Here is a 19,519-nt window from a genome sequence, read left to right as displayed (position 1 = left end):
TTGCGTCTTGAAATAAAGGGCTCCCGCAGTCTCAGTTTTCGAGATCGCGACCAGCGTTCTTTTTCAAAATTTAACCGCATGAATTTGGTCTTGCGAAGCTATTCTGGCGGGTCCTTGGAAATCTCTGGGAATTGTGCAAATCCCGTTGGAAAATTGAAGCAGATTAAGTTTGAAGGGCCTGATGAAAGAACTGAGACCGTAAAGAAAAATCGTGAGGGAGGAGGAGCAGGCGTTCGAGAAAAAGGTGATGAAAACAAAGCGAGCGACCGATCGCTTGTTCTTGAAGAGCAGGGACTGATCGATTCAGAATCTGGAGTGAGGATTCCGTGGAGTGATTGCTTGACCAGCAGTGGTAGGGTCGATGGTGGCGCGGGGGGAATGATCCCTCCCTATGGATATGTGTATCTCCGTTAGTGTTAATGAACTGGCCCACTTGATTGTTGTTCCAAACTCCAAGGGAGCCGGCTGAACCAATCTCAGGAGTCCAGGATCTTCAAACATGCGTCCGGCAGCAGCGCTCACCTTGTGAGCACTGCACCAAGCCGAACTCGATCCTGAACCCCTGAGACTTAGTTCAGCCAGCTTCCTGTGTCTTTTGGACACAACAGAATCACCGAAGGCTTGCGGGCCAGCCGCTGTATTAAAATCTAGACCTTTCTTCTCGAAGATTTCACTGTCATTTGTCATGGACGACAGATTATTGATTTTTGCATGGGTTGAATGCCGGCCAAGGGGAGGTCAATATCAATCGCATCATCCGCAAAACCTGGTGTACAACGAAAGATTCCAGAAGCCTTAAGGATCATATGTCATGATCGCCATCCGAAGTTGGAATCCTTGGTTGGCCCGCAAGCCTTCGGTGATTCTGTTGTGTCCAAAAGACACAGGGAGCTGGCTGAACTAAGTCTCAGGGGTTCAGGATCGAGTTCGGCTTGGTGCAGTGCTCACAAGGTGAGCGCTGCTGCCGGACGCATGTTTGAAGATCCTGGACTCCTGAGATTGGTTCAGCCGGCTCCCTTGGAGTTTGGAACAACAATCAAGTGGGCCAGTTTTTATTAATTTGAGCCAGGAGAGGGGCCGAGCAGTTTTGCTTCAATTGGAATAGAGTCTTCCTTTTGTTCAAGGACCCTTGTGAAATCTATTAATATCGTTTTGGCATTGGATTTCTCAAGGAGGCTTAGGGGAAACTTGATGAACAAATGTATCGTTTGATTTTTGTAGGGCTCAAGGGAGAGCTCGTTGAGCTGAGATACAACACTCACTCCTTGCCGCGACCAAGGCTCAGCAATTTGCCATCTCATAGTTGCCTTTTCCGTGCTCTGATTGACAATATGAAGGCTAAAGTGATTGATGAGGCCGGGAGTTCCATCGTCGAGAGTGACGGAACGGTACGGAATGTCTTTGGCCCTCAACAGAGTCAGTTGCAATGGGTTTCGCCAAGAAAGTGCGAGGACAAAACCAGAGATCGTCAAAAGGATGAGCCCGATATAAATAAAATCAATTAACCGAAAGATTTTTTTTGGCTTTCCTTCAAGACTAGCTTGTGAAGTGTATCGGATGAGGCCTCTGGGTTTATTCACCTTTTCCATGATCTCGTCGCAGGCGTCGATGCATGCTGTGCAGGCAATGCACTCTAACTGCGGCGTGCCACGTCGAATATCAACGCCTGTCGGACAAACTTGCACACATCGAAAGCAATTGATGCAGTCGCCTTGCTGCTCAGTTGGAGGGCTTTTGCCTTTACGCGGCTCACCTCTTTTTTCATCGTAAAAAATATTGATGGTTTTTTGGTCCAACATGACAGATTGAAATCGTCCGTAGGGACAGGCTATGATGCAGAATTGTTCGCGAAACCAGCCAAAATCAAAAAGGAAAATGGCAGAAAGAATGGCCATAGCCACAAACGCAGGCCAATTTTCAGTTGGAGGCCCTTGGATGATCTGCAAGAGTTCACTCGAACCAACAAAGTAAGCAATAAAAGTGTGGGTTATAATCAGGGTAGCGAATAAAAAGAGAACCCACTTGAGAGACTTTTTCCAAAGTTTGGTAAGGCTAAGACTCTCTTGATTCAATTTTCGCTGAGCCAGATGGTTGCCTTCGATCCATCTTTCGATCCGTCGAAAAATAGTCTCAATAAAAACAGTTTGGGGACAGGCCCAGCCGCACCACAGTCTTCCCCACATAGCGGTAACAAAGATCAGGCAAAGGGCAAAGATAGCAGGAATAAAAAAGAAAATTGGCGCGTCGTGGGCAAGAAATGTAAGCCCAAAAACTGAAAAGTGTCGGTCAGGGATATTAAGCAGAACAGCTTGATGTCCCCCAATCTTAATCCATGGAAGAGCCAAAAAGAGGCCAAGCAATGCGAGATGCAGCGACTGGCGATAGCGCTGAAACCGACCCCGCACGATTGCCGGATAAATATACGACCTAGATCCATCTGCTGTCAGAGAGGCGAGGCTATCTTCGGGCAGTTCGAGGGGGTGACGGTTCATTTGAGTGTCCTTAGTTTAGGGATAGACCTGCCCTTCAGGAGCTTTTGCACCAGGAGGATTGGTCCCATTGAGCGAACGAATATAGGCCGAGATTTGGAGTGTTAATTTTGGCTTAATTATTTCTCCCCAAGGCGGCATTCCTTTTTCGGCCACGCCGTTTTTTATAATCTGACTGATTGCGGAAATTGAGCCATCGCCGTGTATCCAAGCATTATCCGTCAGATTGGGACCAATCGAGCCTTGCCCTTTGTCTCCGTGACAGGCCATGCATTTTGCAGAATATTCTGCAGCTCCCAATTTCAGCGTTTCAGGATCAGAAAGAAGAGCTTTGAAATCCTCGGGTGTTGGCTGAGCAGGTGTATCTGTGGTGGCCTTTTGCTTTTTTGATTCGAGAGAATCTAGCTCTTTTGTGAGTTCTTGATCCGATGAGGGTCCTGAGCCGAATTCATAATGGTAGTAATAGACAGCCGCAAAAACGATCGTAGAATAGAAAATAGTTAACCACCAGCGTGGCAAAGGATTGTCAAGCTCGCGAATGCCATCGTAGTTGTGCCCTTCGATGGGGCTATTGTCTTCATTTTTCATTTCTGGTCCTCCCCGAACGGAAATTTTGAGATTTGACTGTAATGATCACTTGAGCCTTGGCGGAATACCCAGAATAGGACACCCACAAAAGCTGTGACAAAGATGAGAAAGCCGCAGAGGCTCCAATCGATATGTGGAAACCGACTTAGAACTTCATTTTTCACTGGTCACCACCTTTCTTTCCGAGGGCTTGGAGATAGGCAATCAGAGCGACAATCTGCTTACTTTCGAGACCTGCTGGGGCACCTTGAGAGGACAGCCTGTTTGCCACGACAAAGGCTTGTTCTGCAGCAATTTTGTCCGCATTGGCCACTGTTTCATCATCATAAGGAACTCCCAAAGTCTTCAACACTGATAGTTTGCGCCGCAAACTATAGAAGTCTGTCGTCTTTTTTTCCAGCCAGAGGTAGGCGGGCATAAGAGATTGTGTAATAACGGAGCGCGGATCAATCATATGGTTGTAATGCCATAGGTCAGGATATTTTCCTCCAATTCGAGCCAAGTCAGGTCCTGTTCGTTTGGAACCCCATTGAAAAGGATGATCGTAGAGGGATTCTCCGATGGTCGAAGCGGGACCAAAACGGGCAACGTCGAAACTGAGCTTACGAATCATTTGAGAATGACAAACATAGCAACCTTCGCTCACGTAGATGTCTCGTCCTGCCAGCTCGAGGGGAGTCCAAGGTTTTGAGATAGTCTCCGGTTTCACATAGCTATGCATGGAGAGAGTGGGAAGAATTGAAATAACGGATCCTACCAAAATTGCGATCACTGTCAGGACTGTGAATACAGCAGCCATTCCCTCCAGTCGTCGATGTCCTTTGTCTAGACTTGGATCCGGCTTGTAATAGGCCGCGCTGGGTATGTCTTCCTTTTGTATTGATTTGGCATTTCGCACTGTTCTGTAAATATTGTACAACATGATGAGTGCGCCGGTGAGAAAAAATAATCCACCGCAAGTTCGGATGTGATAGAGGGGCTTTATTCGATTTACTGTCTCAACAAAATCCGGATAAACGAGAACTCCATTACTATCAAGAGCGAGCCACATCAATCCTTGGGTCAGGCCAGCAGAGACCATGGAAAGATAATAGAAAAGTATTCCAAGCATACCTATCCAGAAGTGGATGTTGGCGAGTCGAAGGCTGAAAAGGGGAACTTTGTATAATCGGGGAAGGAGATAATAGATAATTCCAAAAGCCATGTACCCATTCCAGCCGAGAGCTCCACTATGAACATGACCGATGATCCAATCTGAGTAGTGACCAAGGGCATTGACGGACTTAATCGATAGAAGTGGTCCTTCAAAAGTCGACATGCCGTAAAAGGTAATTGCAGCGACGAGGAACTTCATTGAGGGCTCTGTTCTGAGTAAATTCCAGGCTCCGCGAAGAGTCAGAAGACCATTGATCATCCCACCCCAGCTCGGGGCCCAAATCATTAAGCTAAAAACCATGCCGAGGGTTTGAGCCCAATCAGGCATGGCGGTATTAAGAAGATGGTGGGGTCCCGCCCAAATATACATAAAAACAAGTCCCCAAAAATGAACGATCGAGAGGCGATACGAATAGATGGGGCGATTTGCTATTTTTGGAAGGTAATAATACATGAGTCCCAAAAATGGAGTTGTTAGAAAAAAGGCGACAGCATTGTGCCCGTACCACCACTGCACCATGGCATCTTGCACTCCTGCCCAAACGGTGTAGCTCTTCATGAAGCCGATGGGTATACTGAGGGAATTGACGACATGAAGGACTGTCACGGTCACGATTGTTGCGATGTAAAACCACAGTGCGACATACAAATGCTTTTCTTTCCGACGAAAGAGGGTAGCAAAAAAGTTAACCGCAAAAACAACCCAGACGATAGCGATAGCGATGTCAATGGGCCATTCGAGTTCGGCATACTCCTTGCCTTGGCTGAAACCGAGGGGCAAAGTGATGACTGCCGATAGAATAATGAATTGCCAACCCCAAAAATGAAATCGGCTCAAAAAGTCATTGAACAAGCGGACACGAAGGAGCCGTTGCGAAGAATGGTAAATTCCAGCAAATACAATGTTTCCGGCAAACGCAAAAATCGCTGCATTCGTATGCAATGGACGCAGGCGCCCGAAACTGATCCATTCGAGGCCAAAATTGATTTGCCAAAAGCTGATCTGTAGTGCTGCGATGAGTCCTACCAGGAATGCTGTCACACCCCAGCCGAGGGTGGCGAACAGAAACATTTTAACAATGTCGTCGTCATAGTAGGATTTGTCTGCTGAATTCATCCGATGTTCCTCTCACTTAATTTTTTGTCAAAGCTGTTCCAATGCAATTCAATTTAATTCAGTATGGTTTTTTTGCCCAATTTTTTCAAGTTCATCGCTATCATCGTTAAGAATTCTGTAAGCTGGAGTTGCGAGGTCCTCAAATTGTCCCGAACTTGCGGCCCACAAAAATGCACCGACGAATCCCGCCACCATCACAAAGGTGAGTCCGATCATAAAAAGAAACAGATTCACGCGATGATCTCCTTAAAAAGGCCGGTTCTTTCATCGGGCACTGTATTTAATTTTGACTTCACTAAATCTCCAGTAGGACGAAACCCACTCGTGCCAATGATTGAGGAGGAGACCACGATCATAGAATTGAGAGGCATCAGAATAGCCGCGAGAAGTGGGCTGATATGGCCCATGAGTGCTGCGGTTCCACAGGCCAGATTGTAAATCATTGAAAGGACAAGATTGCGACGAACGACCAGCATAGATTTTCGCGCGATATTGAGAACATCAAGAACTGGAGAAACTCCAGACCGAGTCAGATAAACGTCTGCTGCCTGGAGGCTTGCTTCCATGCTTCCTTTTACGGCTATTCCGACGTAGGAACTCGCCATCGCGACGGCATCGTTGGCGCCATCGCCGACCATGGCAACATGCTTTCGGGATTTGATAAAAGTATTTTTTTGCTCTGGAGATTGCTGGGTTAGAATATTGACCGGATCAAGTCCTAATTTTTGGGCGGCAAGAAGAGCTGGAGCGGTTTTGTCACCAGTTAACACAAAAAAACGCAGTCCCAGCTTTTTGATGGAGTCTAATGTGAAAGCGGCATCACCTCTCAGTCGGTCTCCGAACAGGACAGTGGTTTGGAGTTCCCCATTCCAGACAACATCGACTGCATTAAGAAGAATATTGGCCGAACTTTGATCGGCGAGATCCTCGTTGGATCTGAAAATATCTAATTGAGAGCCATCAGAAAATTTTCCGGAAATGCCTTTTCCGATTTGTTCACTAAAATCGGTGACGGTGGGGGCGCTGTTCCGATAGGAGTCAAGTTCCTGAGTAAAGGCTTTGGCGATAGGATGATCGCATTTTGCCTCGAGAGCATAAATTGCGGCCAGAATTTCTGAGCGTGGCTGGGAAGGGTACCAATTAAGAAGTTCAAATTCACCCTCTGTGAGAGTTCCTGTCTTATCAAAAACAACCTCTTCAACCTTTGCAAGTTTTTCGAGGCTCTCGGCTCGCTTGATCAAATATCCTCTTCGCAAGGCTGTTTGCAGGGACAAACTTTGGGCCAATGGAGTCGCAAAGGCAAGGGCGCAGGGGCAAGCCAGTACGACAAGAGCTAAAGTGCGATTAACGGCTTCATGAAAATCAATCGGAGCGTAAGAGAGGAAAAACAGTGATCCAATCAATAATACGGAGACAGTAAAAATTTGGGCAGCCCGATCGGCGAGTGCCGTCAAAGGGGTGCGCGAAAAAAATTCGTTCTCCATTTTGGCTAAAATCTGGCCAATGCGGGTTTGATGACCCACTGCTGTCGTTATGAAAGTCAATGAGGGGCTTGAGCATTCGGTGCCTGCAAAACATGATTCCCCTCTGAGAATTTTTTGGGGACGGGTTTCTCCCGTAAGAATAGAGACGTTCACATAGCCCCTTTCTTCAATGAGCCTTCCATCGACAGGAATCTTTTCTCCTTCGAGAACTTGCACAATATCCCCGATTTTAAGTTCATCAGGAGCCAAGTCTTCAGCTATCTTTGAATTTGAGTTCAAACGTCGAACTGTCTTTGACTCCAAAAATGGCTTCCAAAATGACGGTGAGAGGTATTTTTGGTGGGTTCGTGCAAGAAGATAGCGACTGCCCAGTAGGAGAAAGACAAGGGAAGAGAGAGAATCATAATAAATGTCTCCATGCCCTCGCATCAAATGCCAGGTGCTGATCCCGCCTCCCAAGCTGAGGGCAATGGCGATGGGCAAATCGATGGAAGGGCGACGATTTTTGATTGCCATCCAAGTGTTTTTGAAAAAAGGCTGAGCACTATAGAAAAATACGGGCAGAAACAGGAAAAAACTCAATGCGTGAAAAATCTTGGCTAGGTCAGCTTCAGCTCCAGCGTAAATAGATATAACCAGTAGCATAATATTTGCGGTTGCTGCACCGGCAACTCCGAGTCGCATAAGGAGTTTGCGATTTTCTGATTCAATGCCTTTGTGACCACCAAGAGCTTGTCCATCAGGATGAGGGACAAAACCAAGATTTTGAATGGCCTGAAGGACCTTGGAAAGGGAGCCAGTTGGTTTGATGGCTAAAAGGGCCGAGTGATCCCCTAAATTAACGCGGAGCTCCTCAATCTCAGGAATAGCTCCTTTGAGGGACTCAATACGGTGCAGGCAATTGGCGCAGTGAATACCTTCAATGAACAAACGCAATTCGTGGTTGCCATCTTTGTCCGTTCTCAATTTATTGCGGTAGGACTCATGATCAAGGTATTTGTAATCCCGTTCCAATCGGGCTTTAGATTCACCGCCGGAAGGGCGACCGGCAAATCCCTCCTGTGCCATATTTTTTTCCATACTGACCGCCATAATACGCCTCCACTCCAAAATTCTCTCAAAAAATCAAGCCATTTGCAGCATTGGAATGAGGCCTTTACTCGTTTTTGCGATTTTCTTATTGGCACGCGCTGTGCTCATTTAGCATACCAGATGCAATTGAAGTGATATAAAGATATTGAGTGGGAAAAAATAGCTCACTTTTTGTTTTGAAACTTTAACAAGGAGTAAAAAAGTCTCATGTCTAATAAAGGAAGAATTGTTCTTATAGACGATGATGGTGAGATGAGAACCATGGTGAACGAGTTTCTTTCTCGTGCTGGGTTTGAAGTCGTGGCATTTCCTTTGGCAACCAAGGCCTTTGAGTATTTGAAGGCAACTTCAGACAAGGAAGGGCATCTGGAGTCGGTCGACACGATTCTTTGCGATATTCAAATGCCCGAAATGGATGGCATTGAACTGGTAGAGAGAATGAGGAAATTTGCCCCTGAGGTTCCGGTGATTCTCGTAACAGCATTTGGAAGTATTGAATCTGCGATTGAGGCGACTCGCGTGGGTGCTTTCGATTACATTGTGAAGCCATTTAAGTTGGGTGAGTTGGAGGTGAGGATTCTGCGCGCGATTCAGATACGTCGTCTCAAAATTGAGAACCAGGTGTTGCGTTCAGAAGTTCAAAAGAGCGTGGCGACGGGAAAATTGATAGGTAAGTCCAAGTCGATGCACGCAGTCTTTGATTTGATTGAAAGGGTATCGAGAGCAACGGCAAATGTTTTGATCACGGGTGAAAGTGGAACTGGTAAGGAGATTGTGGCTCGGGCCATCCACGAAAGTGGAGCGAGAGCAGAGAAAGCCTTTGTCGCGATCAACTGCACGGCGATTCCCGAAAATCTTCTAGAGTCTGAGCTTTTTGGACATGCAAAGGGGTCCTTTACGGGAGCTATAGTTCGCAAGCGCGGACTTTTCGAAGAAGCCGAGGGAGGAACTCTTTTTCTTGATGAGATCGGTGATTTAGACATGTCTTTGCAGGCTAAAATACTGAGAGTCTTGCAAGAAAGGAAAATCAAGGCAGTTGGGGACAACAGTTATAAAGACATAGATGTGAGGATTGTCGCCGCAACTCACAAGGATCTAGGTGAAGCAATCAAAGAAGGGCGGTTTCGGGAGGATCTGTTTTACCGCTTGGCTGTAATTCCTATTCATATTCCACCTTTGCGCCATCGGAGGGAGGATATTCCCATTTTAGCTCGGCATTTTCTGCAAAAGTACGGAAAATCCAATGGATCCACGATCAAGGGGTTTACGGCAGCCGCTATCGAAGCTCTCATGACCTATCCCTGGAATGGCAATGTTCGCGAGTTAGAGAACATCATTGAGCGCGTCGTTGTTTTAACAAACAAAGAAGTCATCGACGTAACTGATCTTCCGATCTCGGGAAGTTCAGATAGCCTAGAAGACTTTTTTGCGACAGCAGTTTCAAGTTTACCGACAGTGGGAGACCTGGAGAAGAGATATATGAAATATGTTTTAGAAAAAACAGGTGGGAGAAAAGAAAAGGCCTCGCAGATACTGGGAATCAATCGCCGTACTTTGTATCGCAAGGAACGGGAGTATGGGTTCGTTAGTGATGATCCCCAGGCGATAAGTGAAGGGAAGGTGGAATCCCGTCCCCCTGCTTCTCGACCCTCCGATTTTGGTTTGGCGAGCCTCAGTTATTGAGGCTCCGTTGTGGCCCAGCCGTCGATAGATCCCGCCATTTCTGGGCCTTTTGAAGGTTTAAGGGCGAAAGTGAATTTTGTGCCTTTTCCCTCTGTGCTTTCAACGGAGATGGCGCCGCCCATTTCATCGAGGAGACGATTCACGATGGACAGGCCGAGGCCAGTGCCCTGACCGGCTGATTTGGTTGTAAAAAAGGGCTCAAATATCTTTTTTAGATTTTCTTTAGATATGCCACAGCCGCTGTCCTCAATGGAAACATTGATCGAGTTTGCAGTGCGGAAGGCCATTACACGAACAAACTGAGCTGATTCTGTTGGGAGTTCCGTCTCTCGTTTCTTTTCAATTGCATGAATTGCATTAACGACTATGTTGATCGTGATTTGCTCCAGCCTTGCGACATCGGCGAGAGCAATGAGATTTTCTTCAGAATTCATTTCGAGCTGGATGCGAGCTTTGCGAAACTTCGGAGTCAAAAGTTCAAGAACTCCCTTTATCACTCGTGGGGCATCAACAGATTCAAGCACTTGGTCCCCCGAAGATCGACTGAGCTTCAGGAGTGAATTGATAAATCCGGAGATTCGATCTGTCTGTTTGACGATAATTTCCAAGTTCTTCTTGAGGCGCTCGTCTTGCGGGCAGTCCATGAGCAACATTTCAGCCCTTCCACGAATGACCCCAATCGGAGTGCCAATTTCATGGGCCATACCGCTTGTGAGGATTCCAATGGTTGCCATTCGATCCTGCTGTTCGACTTGGGCGCGGAGTTTTTTTTCTTCCGTCAGATCAAGCGCGATGCCAATGTATCCAGAGTTCGTTTCATCTTCTCGTTTAACGGGAGTGATAGTGAGCAGCACAGGGACTTCGCGGCCATCGGCACTCAGGCTAACGAGCTCTCCCTTCCAAAAACCGATCTTCGGATTTTGGATATGTTCCCAAATTTTCCTGTAGATATCTCTATCCAGATATTTATGGCGAATAATACGTGGCGAATGTCCCAGGACTGACTTTTCGGAATGCCCGTAGGTTTTCACCCAAGCGGGGTTCACATAGACCAAGCGTCCCCTGAGGTCCAGGAACATGACAGGCTCTCTGCAACTGTGTACACATTGTGCGAATACCCTTGGATCTTTGTCGATACCAAACCTATCCATGTCTCAGCTTCTCCATTGGATGGTGGGCGGGTGGGGAGCTTGCTATTTCATTTACTCGTTAGGATTCAGCTTGTCAGCTTTTGTGGCATGAATTCTGCTTTTTATAGATGAAAGTGGTCGTTTTGGGCCTTGAGTTGTTATCAGTTCTTTGTCAGTAGTTTTGGGGATAATTGAGAGGCAATGGCGAATTAGAAATGGGACATTAAGTCTCATGAGTTTTAGGGGAGGGTAAAAATGAAAAATACGATATCTGCTAAGCACATCCTGGTTGTCGAGGACGATTGTGAAATGCGAGAGCTGATCTGTGAATTTTTAGAGGCGAGAGGGTTTCGACTGTCAACATTTCGCTCAGCATCATGCGCCCTAGAGGCCATTTGCATGATGACCAAAGGCGACGGGGATCCTTTTGATTTGGTAATTTCCGACATTAACATGCCACAAATGGATGGGTTTGAATTTCTCAAATTATCGAAGTCAACCATTCCCAGCCTTCCTGTGATTCTTATCACAGCCTTTGGAAATCAGGTGACTGAACGGGCTGCTTTAAATGAAGGAGCTGCGGCCTATCTCAACAAACCATTTTCTCTTTCCAAACTACAGGCTTTGATTCACTGTCATGCATAAAGAGAGACGGGGGTAATTTGAGGAAAAAATTCCCATCTTGCGTTTATCTTTTTTCATAGATGTCTCATTTTTGCACCTAAGCTTGAGCAGGGGGGTTTCAGCCTGGTACAGAATTTGATGCGAAACCACAGCAGTAGAACTTGATGGGAGGCTTTATGCACAATATTATCAGTGAAGATTTTGACCTTACTTCGGCGATCAGAGAAGGCGTGATGGAGAGAGTGGGACACGTGGTTGAGCATCTGAAGAGGGAGAGTCCAGTTTCTGTTTATCTTTCTAAGGCGAATGATTTGTTCAATGTTCGCATGAATGTGAGAGACAACAGGAAGACATATACGAGCTCGGAATCTCATCGTGATTTTTATATCGCATTGAATCGGGCGAAAGAACGTCTTCTTCGTCAGGTGGATGATCGGCGAAAGAGAAATATCTCAAAGCGTCACCATTCCAAGCGAAAATTTCAAAGCCTCTCTCTCGACACTGAGGACGTAGCTGTTTAGCTTAAGGGTAAAAAAAGGGGGTTCTTTTGCCTTTGGTAGATTGGAAGCATGGGTCTTGGATCTTGCGAGGTTCATCTCTTGCGGGGGTAGGAACTCACTATTCTTTGCTCGGGTGTGACGTTGCTTTTGATGTGGCCCAGGGGTTTCCTCATCTCGCTCCCATCTCGCGGTTTTTTATTACTCATGGCCATATGGATCACGCGGCGGGCATCCCTTATATTATTTCCCAGAGAGCCTTGGCTCATCTGCCGCCTGCAAAATTTTATATGCCTGCCTCAATGGTGAGTTTTATGACAGGGATCATGGCGATTTGGCAGGAAATGGAAGGGCACGAGTATTCGTTTGAGTTTTGTCCTCTTAGCCTTGGGGATGAAGTGCCTCTTCGAAATGATTTGATCGTTAAACCATTTCGTACCATGCATCGAATACCCTCTCTGGGCTACACTGTTTTTCAGATTCGGAAAAATCTCAGGCCTGATCTCGTTAAATTGACTGAGACAGAGATTCGTGAGCAGAGGCGTCGAGGGGTAGAGGTAAATGTCAGGCACCTCGCACCAGAGATTTCCTTTTCAGGGGACACGAAGATTGAGTTTTTTGATGAGTGTGAATGGGTCAGAAAAAGCAGGATATTGGTGATGGAAGTCACCTACATTGACGAGAATAAGTCAGTACAGAATGCTCGGGACTGGGGGCATATTCACCTTGACGAGTTGCTGCCACGATTGCCCCTTTTTGAGGGAGAAAAAATCCTATTGACCCATCTTTCCGGTCGCCATGGCATTGAGGATTGTGAACGCATTTTAGACAAAAGAGTTCCAAAAGATCTTCGAGATAAGATAGCCGTATTCCCCCGTTTTGCGGGATCCTAATGTTCTGCGCTATGAAGCGCTCAGTAAGGGGCCTGTTGACCCACTTGTTGAGTCTCTGTAGAGTGGCAAAACCACTGGCCTTCGCCAGTAGATTCAACCAAGGAGAGTGAATGAGAAATTTGAAAGTTGGGGTGCTGGTTGCGATCACGCTTGGGCTTGTGGCCTGTGACAAGATCGCTTCGTATTCCCTGAACGGTGAAGAGGCAAAATACAGTTATGCCATTGGATATCAGTTTGCAAAAAACATGAAGGACCAAGAGGTCACTGTTGATCCAAGTGCACTGGCTCTGGCCATTAAGGACGTGATGGGTGATAAACCAACGCGCCTAACAGAAGAAGAGATGCAAACGGCCATGAAGTCCATGTACGAAAAGCGAAAAGAGAAAGAGTCTCACGCGGCGACAGAGAACAAAAAGAAGGGCGATGAGTATCTTGCTGCGAATAAAACCAAGGAAGGAATTAAAACGACTGAATCTGGGCTTCAGTATAAGATCGATGAAGAAGGAGATGCAAAGGCAGAATCTCCTACGGCAGATAGTCTCGTGACGGTCGATTACAAAGGAACTTTGATTGACGGCAAGGAATTTGATAGCTCTTACAGTCGTGGCCAGCCCGCCAATTTTCCTTTGGGCGGAGTTATTCCAGGTTGGCAAGAAGCCCTCAAAATGATGAAGAAGGGTGCAAAGTGGAAAATCTATGTTCCGCCTGAGTTGGCTTACGGTGATCGCGCTCGACCTGGTATTCCGGCAAATTCGGTTTTGGTCTTTGAGGTGAATCTTTTAGACATAAAGGCTTCTGCGGAAACCAAGCAATCAACAGAGAAGGAACTGAAAACCAAACAGAAAGCAAGCGCGAAGAAATAGAAGATCAAGTTTGTTGCCCGCTTTTTGTTTTTTTAAGTCAATCCCCAGGAAACCTCTGGGGATTTTTTTTCTGATTGTCCTTTGAGGACTCAATCCTTGAGTGGATTTTTTATGGTTAACACTACGGGGTAATGATCTGAGGGAAGGCTTAATCTCTGTTCAATTGAAGTGCTCAGAGGCATTGGAACTCCTAAATCGCTCTTGTATCTGTAAACGAATGAAGAGGCAGGTTCGACCTTGTCGATCAGGGCGGGGGACAGAAAGAAATAGTCAAGTTGCAGCAGGCGACGGAGTCCATCTCTTAAAAACTGAATTTGAGTGGTCCGTGCTTCTTCGTCTCCTCCGATAAGATCAAAGAGCTCGATGAGATCCGAATTTTCGTAGAGACTTTCAAATTCCTTCTCACAAGCCGATCTGTATGCAAGGCCATTAAAATCTCCCGCAACAAGCAGAGGGACCCGGTGTTTCATTTCCTTGTTGGCTTCGTTGTATATTTTTACCATTGTTTGTAGCTCAGCTCTTCTTCTGCTTCGTCCCTGTGGGTCCGTTCCATCCGGATCCAATTTACTTTTAAGATGGGTGAGGAAGCAAATGAACCGAGGACTTCCCTCCCCTTTTCTAAAAACTCTCAGTTCGAGAACATCCCGTGAAAAGAAGTACTTGGTGTTGGGATCTTTGACCTGATTCTTTTGTTGATCAAAAGAAAAATCAAGAGGTCGATGTTTGTGCGAGATCATCAAGTACTGAAGGAGTGGGTCTTCTTTGACTAAATAACCAACATCAATTCCACGATCGGAATTCCCTTCAACGATCATCGGGAGGTAGGTCTTTTTCAAAAAATGCTGATTAAAGTTATTGAGCGACTCCTCACCACCAACTTCATTAAGCAAAACAATATGCGGATCTACTTCTAGAATGGCGTTGGCAAGGGCCTGGGTTTTCTTTAGGTTTTTGTTTGAAATAGTTGAAGTTGAGAATTTTTGCCATTCAATCTCAGATACCTTATCGAGGTCCTGTCCGCTGTATCTGTCCATGTAAAGAAAGAGATTCTCAGCATTCAGTTGCATCAATTTAAGAAATGATTGTTTGGTTAAAGAGGCGGTCGACATAAAGGAATTCTAGCCAAAATAAGGTCCCTTGTAGAGGGTTTTGTTGTTCTTAACAGCCCCCTGTGACATAAAAAGGGAGGGAGGGGACTTCACAATGGCGAAAAATGAGGGGCCTTTGGCTCTAAAATCATCACAGATCAAAAGTGATCCTGCAGGCTGGCTGGAGGGCTTGAAAAATCTAGTCGCTTCGAGGTCAAAAAATGGCAAACTGCCCCCATCGGGAAAAAGGGATGAAGCACGAGTTCTGATTTTTCAGGAATCCGAGTATTTATCTCAAATCAAAAGAATTGAGCCGCAATTGTCTGCGTGGGACTGGGAACAAGTCTTAGCCAAACCCACCCAGGCGCATCGTTTTTCTGGTCAAAGCGGTCCCCTTTGGTTGGTTAAAATCGCAACAATCTCATCTCAAGGAAAGATGAGTCATGAGGGGTTCTTGGCCTCATCAAGTTATTCTAAGGGAAGAGATCTGGGAGGGGTTCTTTCTGCATTTCTAGTCGAGGAGAATGCAAGTCGATTGTCAGTGGATTTTATCGACGGAGACAAGGAGATGGTTTTAGGTCTCTTGGTTGGCCTGGAACTCGGGGCTTATCGATTCCAAAGAATAATGAAAAGGGATTGGCCACCAAAGACTCATTTGCAAGTGACTCTTAAGGGAGTTGAGATTCCCGAGGAGCTGGTGACTAAGGCGTGGGCACTGGCCACAGCCACAAATTTGAGTCGACACTTCGTTAATCTGCCGCCAAATTGGCTTCATCCCCAAAGCTATGCAGACGCCATAAAAGGTCTTTTTGCTTCTATGAATTCGGTGGAAGTTGATATTTGGGATGAAAAGAGGCTCAACGAAGCCGGGATGGGGCTTCTCACAGCAGTTGGAGCCGGCGCAAATTCTGCTCCATGCCTCGTCCATTTGCGATATCGTCCGGAGCAGCCCACAATTCAATCAAGACGTCCTTTGGCCTTCGTTGGCAAGGGGATTACATTTGACTCGGGAGGTTTAGATATTAAGCCATCCAGTGCTATGCGGTTGATGAAAAAGGATATGGGTGGGTCTGCGAGTCTGGTGGGACTTGCCTGGTGGGCCGCAATGACTCAGATTGGTCTTCCCTGTGATTTCTATCTAGCTCTGGCCGAAAACGCAATTTCAAGTCTTTCCTTTCGTCCGGGAGATATTTTGCAAGGAAGAAACGGACAAAAAATCGAAATTCACAACACTGATGCTGAAGGTCGACTTGTTTTAGCCGATGCATTGGATTTGGCTGTAAATCCCGTTCATGGTGAAATGCCTCAAGTTGTGATTGATGTGGCGACGCTGACAGGAGCGATAAAAGCTGCTTTGGGGGCGGATGTGGCTGGAATGTTTTCAAACGATGACACACTTGCCGCGGGGCTTTGGAGATCTTCTCAATTGGCGGGAGATTTGGTTTGGAGAATGCCCCTATATCAGCCCTATCGCAGTCAATTGAATTCTGCAGTTGCTGAGCGAACAAATGCTGTTGACGGATTTGGGGGTGCCATCACTGCGGCTCTCTTTTTGGAGTCTTTCATTGGTAAAGTTCCTTGGGCACACTTTGATATTTATGCATGGAAGGACAAGCCTGACGGGGTTTTTATGGAAGCTGGCGGAAGCGGGCAGATAGTTCAGTGCCTGGCTCATTGGCTTGAAGGTGTGAATTTGGGCGAGATTTTTCTAGAGAGTGATGTGTTGAACAAGGCAGGGATTTGACATCGTTTAGAATTCAATTAACTTTTCTATTTTACTCGTCGGATGAGGTGGTAGCCGAAGGGAGATCTGACAGGCCCACTGATTTCCCCTTCGTTCAAGAGAAAGGCAGCTTCTTCGAATTCTTGGACAGTTTGTCCGCGTCGAATCTCTCCGAGATCTCCTCCATTTTCACCTGAAGGACATTTTGAAAATAAGCCCGCAGCTTTTTCGAAAGTGACACCTTCATTGATTTTTCTGAGGACGTCTTTTGCTTCATATTCGTGGTCAACTAAAATATGATGAACGTGGATCCGGTCCAACTCAAATCTCCTTTTGCAGACATCAAAAGTACAATGATTTCAAAGGGAATCAGAGAGGGCTGTCATCCCTTCCAGACTTTGGTCTTGAACTGAATGAGCCGATCTGAACCTATCAAATTCTAGCATTAAAATAAAGTCGACGTCCAACTTGAAATGATGGACCCTAAAATCATTAAACGCGAATTTATATATTTGAGGGAGACAAATGAGACAACCTATCAGATGGGACAGATGGAAGATATTAGCCACAGTGGTTCTTTCTTTGGGTGGAACTTGGTGTCCGGCAGGGGCTCAGTTTTTTCAAGGTTTTGAGGCTCAATTGGGGACCGAAATTCCGAGATCTATCCAAGTGAGAGGCAAGATAAATTTTCCTGAAAACTGGTTTGGTATTGTGGGTGTGGGATACTCGCCTCGCTTTCTCACGGATGCGTATGGGTCCGTTGCGACCGAACTGTCTATCCACGGAGACAAAACAGCAAAATTGGTAGGGGCGGCCCTTGGCAATACTTTTGCTTTGGATGTACGAGTCGGCTATGAATTTAATGGGAACGAAAATGGTGTTTATGTAGATTTTGGGTACGGTCTTTTTGCTGGAAAGGGTTCAGAGACAGATATGGACACTCTTGAAGGGGCCCTCAATGAGGATTTCTTTGGAGTTGCACAGACTGTTATTCCACGAGTGAGCTCCACAGTGCATAACTTGGTTGCCCATCTCGGATACACTCATCGATTGAGCAACAGTTTTATTTTAGCGATCGAGGGGGGATTGGTTAAGGCGATTTCTTCGTCCAACTCGACGACGTTTGCTTCTGGAGTAACGACCTATGCCCAAGATACAATAGATGCCGAGGTAGATAAATACCTGAGCGGTGTTTACCAAGATGAAATGATCATTCCCACATTTTCTGTTTGGCTTTCTTATTTGTTTTGAAACTCGTAAAAAAGTAAAAAGTCTCTTCGAGAGGAAGAGACTTTTGTTGATCGCAAGATCTATGAGTCTGACTTGTATTGATTATTGCTCTCTAGGTGGAATGCCGCCTCCGCCTCCGCCTCCGCCTCCAACGCATTGGTCAACAGGAGCCACTTCACAGAAAAACTTTCCGTTGTTGGCTGCAACCGCGCGATTCGTTCTTGTGTTTGTAAGGCTTGGGCAATTAAACTCGCCTAAGAGAATTGTGGCACTTTGAGGTTCGAACGCAACTTGATCCGTATTTTGTGCGCAAGGCAGCACTCCCTGGGCACGTTCGATGGTGATCTCAACAGCACAGGCTGTATCAATACGGTTGTAGCTTTCGCTCACTAAGCCGTCGCTGGCTGCAGAGGCCTTGTAAAGAGCATTATTCAGAATGACACCAGCACTTTGATTGTATGTCTGAGCAGCCTGTCCCCCGTTATCTGGAATGTTGCTTATCCTAATTTCCATTCCGTGCAGGAACTCATCTGAGAGATCAAGGCTATTGTCACCTTGGTACCAGTTAAAGCCCTGAATTGTAAAACGCCCTTTGCCAGCAAGAGTTTTCAAGTCATAGGAGCAAACAACTCTGCGATAAGCTTCGCCGGGATATTGAGTAGCGAGATAGGGACCATTGACTCTTTGAAACATGCTGGTGGTTTCAGCTTGAGGACCCAATCCCGAAATATCAGCTTGGAGGTAGTAGTATGGTTTTGGTACGGCTTGAGCAGCAAGAGTTCTCTCAATATTTGGCAATTCATCTGGAAGATCGACTGCTACGGTATCAGATTCTAGGTTGCAGGCATTTCTGACTCGCAAGAAGGCCTTGCGATCTCGAGAATCGGCTGAGGCGAAGATACTGTAAACATTGTTCGCAGCAGGCGAATCAACCCAAGTTGAGCCACTTGTTTCACGCAATGGATAGGGGTCGAAAACCGAGTCACCATTAAAATCCCAAGCGTACTGAAATCCAGTGCCTCCAGTGACCGCACCGGCGGCAGAGAAATTGTAATAATTGTGGCGATTCGTAGCCGTGATATTCACAGTAGCTGCTGTAATGACAGGACGATCACCGTCAGCGCACTGAGAATCAATTGCGAAGGCCTTAATAGTTACGAGTCCCGCTCCATCAACGGCCTTGATTGCCATTGGCTTTCTACCTGCATCGAGGACGATTTGGCCAGAGAGTGCTGTCCAACTAGGAGAGGCTGGGTCGTAATCGGTATCGATGAAATAGGACAGGCTATTTGGTGTCTCATCCTGAGTCTTAGAGCAATCAAATGAAACTCTCTGCCCTTCAACTGGGTAAGAGCTAAAAAATGAGTCCTTCTCTCCTACAGTGTCAATGACTCGAGTTTGTGTTGGTTGGTCCAAATTGGAGAGGAGGCAGCTGATCTTTGGTGCCTGGTTGGTGATACCGGCGTCTAGATTTTCTTCGTCCTCTAAGGCGAGGCCACCGCTGCTAATCTTATCTGAAGAAAGAAAATTAGAACTGCAGCCCGAAACCACTATTCCGATTGCTACCAAATTGAATTTGATAAATCGATCCACGCTTCCCCCGATCTGGCGTCCTAGCCATAAAAAGTACCCACCTATCCATTTTGCAAAGAAAGGGCCATGGTGAATCCTCATGGATTCCATTTGAGGGCAATATGATAGTGAGTTTTGTGACAGTGTCGTAGGACTAACAGGGTTTCACAATGAGATAAAATCACAGGGAAATTTGGATTTTCTGACTTGATAAAATGGCTGTCTTTTTGGAGATAAAAAAGAAGACCCCCGGAGATCCCGGAGGCCTGATTGGTTGGTGGTTGGTGGTTG

19 protein-coding genes are annotated in these 19,519 nt (G+C 46.3%); 9 read left to right on the top strand and 10 right to left on the bottom strand.

The window, feature by feature from the left end:
* Together IPL83_09235 and IPL83_09230 are read left to right on the top strand one after the other, a co-directional pair.
* Entirely contained in the window at nt 1–414 is a 414-nt protein-coding gene (locus IPL83_09235) for a hypothetical protein (protein MBK9039327.1), read from the top strand.
* 306 nt (nt 415–720) lie between these two features.
* Nucleotides 721–1,059 carry a hypothetical protein gene (locus IPL83_09230; GenBank protein MBK9039326.1) on the top strand — a complete coding sequence of 113 codons (339 nt, stop codon included), beginning with the start codon at nt 721–723 and terminating at the stop codon, nt 1,057–1,059.
* On the opposite strand, the gene ccoG is transcribed toward IPL83_09230, so the two are convergent.
* The 6 genes from ccoG to IPL83_09200 are packed head-to-tail and all read right to left on the bottom strand — an operon-like array spanning nt 1,056 to nt 7,925.
* Nucleotides 1,056–2,492: a cytochrome c oxidase accessory protein CcoG gene (gene ccoG, locus IPL83_09225; protein ID MBK9039325.1), complete on the bottom strand. Its 1,437-nt coding sequence runs from the start codon at nt 2,490–2,492 to the stop codon at nt 1,056–1,058. The genes IPL83_09230 and ccoG overlap by 4 nt on opposite strands.
* Before the next feature lie 15 nt (nt 2,493–2,507).
* Nucleotides 2,508–3,077 (bottom strand): c-type cytochrome, encoded by a 570-nt coding sequence (locus IPL83_09220; GenBank protein MBK9039324.1) that lies wholly within the window; start codon nt 3,075–3,077, stop codon nt 2,508–2,510.
* Nucleotides 3,074–3,241, bottom strand: a complete 168-nt coding sequence (locus tag IPL83_09215) for a cbb3-type cytochrome c oxidase subunit 3 (GenBank protein ID MBK9039323.1) — start codon at nt 3,239–3,241, stop codon at nt 3,074–3,076. Before IPL83_09215 ends, IPL83_09220 begins: the two co-directional genes overlap by 4 nt.
* Nucleotides 3,238–5,349 carry a cytochrome-c oxidase, cbb3-type subunit I gene (gene ccoN / locus IPL83_09210; GenBank protein MBK9039322.1) on the bottom strand — a complete coding sequence of 704 codons (2,112 nt, stop codon included), beginning with the start codon at nt 5,347–5,349 and terminating at the stop codon, nt 3,238–3,240. The genes IPL83_09215 and ccoN overlap by 4 nt, the downstream gene beginning before the upstream one ends.
* A 48-nt stretch (nt 5,350–5,397) precedes the next feature.
* Nucleotides 5,398–5,583 carry a cbb3-type cytochrome oxidase assembly protein CcoS gene (gene ccoS / locus IPL83_09205; GenBank protein MBK9039321.1) on the bottom strand — a complete coding sequence of 62 codons (186 nt, stop codon included), beginning with the start codon at nt 5,581–5,583 and terminating at the stop codon, nt 5,398–5,400.
* On the bottom strand, nt 5,580–7,925 hold the full coding sequence (locus IPL83_09200) for a heavy metal translocating P-type ATPase (protein ID MBK9039320.1): 2,346 nt from the start codon (nt 7,923–7,925) through the stop codon (nt 5,580–5,582). The genes ccoS and IPL83_09200 overlap by 4 nt, the downstream gene beginning before the upstream one ends.
* 207 nt (nt 7,926–8,132) lie before the next feature.
* Between IPL83_09200 and IPL83_09195 the strand changes: the two genes are divergently transcribed.
* A complete protein-coding gene (locus tag IPL83_09195) occupies nt 8,133–9,608 on the top strand; it encodes a sigma-54-dependent Fis family transcriptional regulator (GenBank protein ID MBK9039319.1) in 1,476 nt (491 codons plus the stop codon).
* Here the strand turns inward: IPL83_09195 and IPL83_09190 are convergent.
* Nucleotides 9,602–10,759, bottom strand: coding sequence for a PAS domain S-box protein (locus tag IPL83_09190; GenBank protein MBK9039318.1), 1,158 nt, complete (start codon nt 10,757–10,759; stop codon nt 9,602–9,604). The two genes, IPL83_09195 and IPL83_09190, sit on opposite strands and share 7 nt — an antisense overlap.
* 234 nt (nt 10,760–10,993) lie before the next feature.
* Here IPL83_09190 and IPL83_09185 point away from each other — a divergent pair, with 234 nt between their 5' ends.
* The 4 genes from IPL83_09185 to IPL83_09170 all read left to right on the top strand — a co-directional run bounded on the left by IPL83_09185 (nt 10,994) and on the right by IPL83_09170 (nt 13,615).
* Complete coding sequence (locus IPL83_09185) at nt 10,994–11,383, top strand: response regulator (protein ID MBK9039317.1); 390 nt, start codon at nt 10,994–10,996, stop codon at nt 11,381–11,383.
* A gap of 155 nt (nt 11,384–11,538) precedes the next feature.
* The gene (locus tag IPL83_09180) at nt 11,539–11,883 is read left to right on the top strand and encodes an HPF/RaiA family ribosome-associated protein (protein MBK9039316.1); all 345 of its coding nucleotides are present in this window, start codon (nt 11,539–11,541) and stop codon (nt 11,881–11,883) included.
* 26 nt (nt 11,884–11,909) lie between these two features.
* Complete coding sequence (locus IPL83_09175; GenBank protein MBK9039315.1) at nt 11,910–12,752, top strand: MBL fold metallo-hydrolase; 843 nt, start codon at nt 11,910–11,912, stop codon at nt 12,750–12,752.
* 110 nt (nt 12,753–12,862) lie between these two features.
* Nucleotides 12,863–13,615: an FKBP-type peptidyl-prolyl cis-trans isomerase gene (locus IPL83_09170; GenBank protein ID MBK9039314.1), complete on the top strand. Its 753-nt coding sequence runs from the start codon at nt 12,863–12,865 to the stop codon at nt 13,613–13,615.
* Between the two features lie 89 nt (nt 13,616–13,704).
* Here the strand turns inward: IPL83_09170 and IPL83_09165 are convergent, their stop codons facing one another.
* On the bottom strand, nt 13,705–14,724 hold the full coding sequence (locus IPL83_09165) for a hypothetical protein (GenBank protein ID MBK9039313.1): 1,020 nt from the start codon (nt 14,722–14,724) through the stop codon (nt 13,705–13,707).
* A 94-nt stretch (nt 14,725–14,818) separates the two neighbouring features.
* Between IPL83_09165 and IPL83_09160 the strand changes: the two genes are divergently transcribed.
* Nucleotides 14,819–16,447, top strand: a complete 1,629-nt coding sequence (locus IPL83_09160; GenBank protein MBK9039312.1) for a leucyl aminopeptidase family protein — start codon at nt 14,819–14,821, stop codon at nt 16,445–16,447.
* Between the two features lie 26 nt (nt 16,448–16,473).
* On the opposite strand, the gene IPL83_09155 is transcribed toward IPL83_09160, so the two are convergent.
* Nucleotides 16,474–16,746, bottom strand: a complete 273-nt coding sequence (locus IPL83_09155; protein ID MBK9039311.1) for a peptidylprolyl isomerase — start codon at nt 16,744–16,746, stop codon at nt 16,474–16,476.
* 205 nt (nt 16,747–16,951) lie between these two features.
* On the opposite strand from IPL83_09155, the gene IPL83_09150 reads away from it, so the two are divergent.
* A complete protein-coding gene (locus IPL83_09150; GenBank protein ID MBK9039310.1) occupies nt 16,952–17,677 on the top strand; it encodes a hypothetical protein in 726 nt (241 codons plus the stop codon).
* Nucleotides 17,678–17,758: 81 nt separating this feature from the next.
* Here the strand turns inward: IPL83_09150 and IPL83_09145 are convergent, their stop codons facing one another.
* Nucleotides 17,759–19,249 carry a hypothetical protein gene (locus tag IPL83_09145; protein ID MBK9039309.1) on the bottom strand — a complete coding sequence of 497 codons (1,491 nt, stop codon included), beginning with the start codon at nt 19,247–19,249 and terminating at the stop codon, nt 17,759–17,761.
* Nucleotides 19,250–19,519 lie beyond the last annotated feature (270 nt).

The organism is Bdellovibrionales bacterium, from assembly GCA_016716765.1.
GTDB lineage: Bacteria > Bdellovibrionota > Bdellovibrionia > Bdellovibrionales > UBA1609 > JADJVA01.
This window is presented reverse-complemented; position numbering and strand designations above follow the sequence as displayed.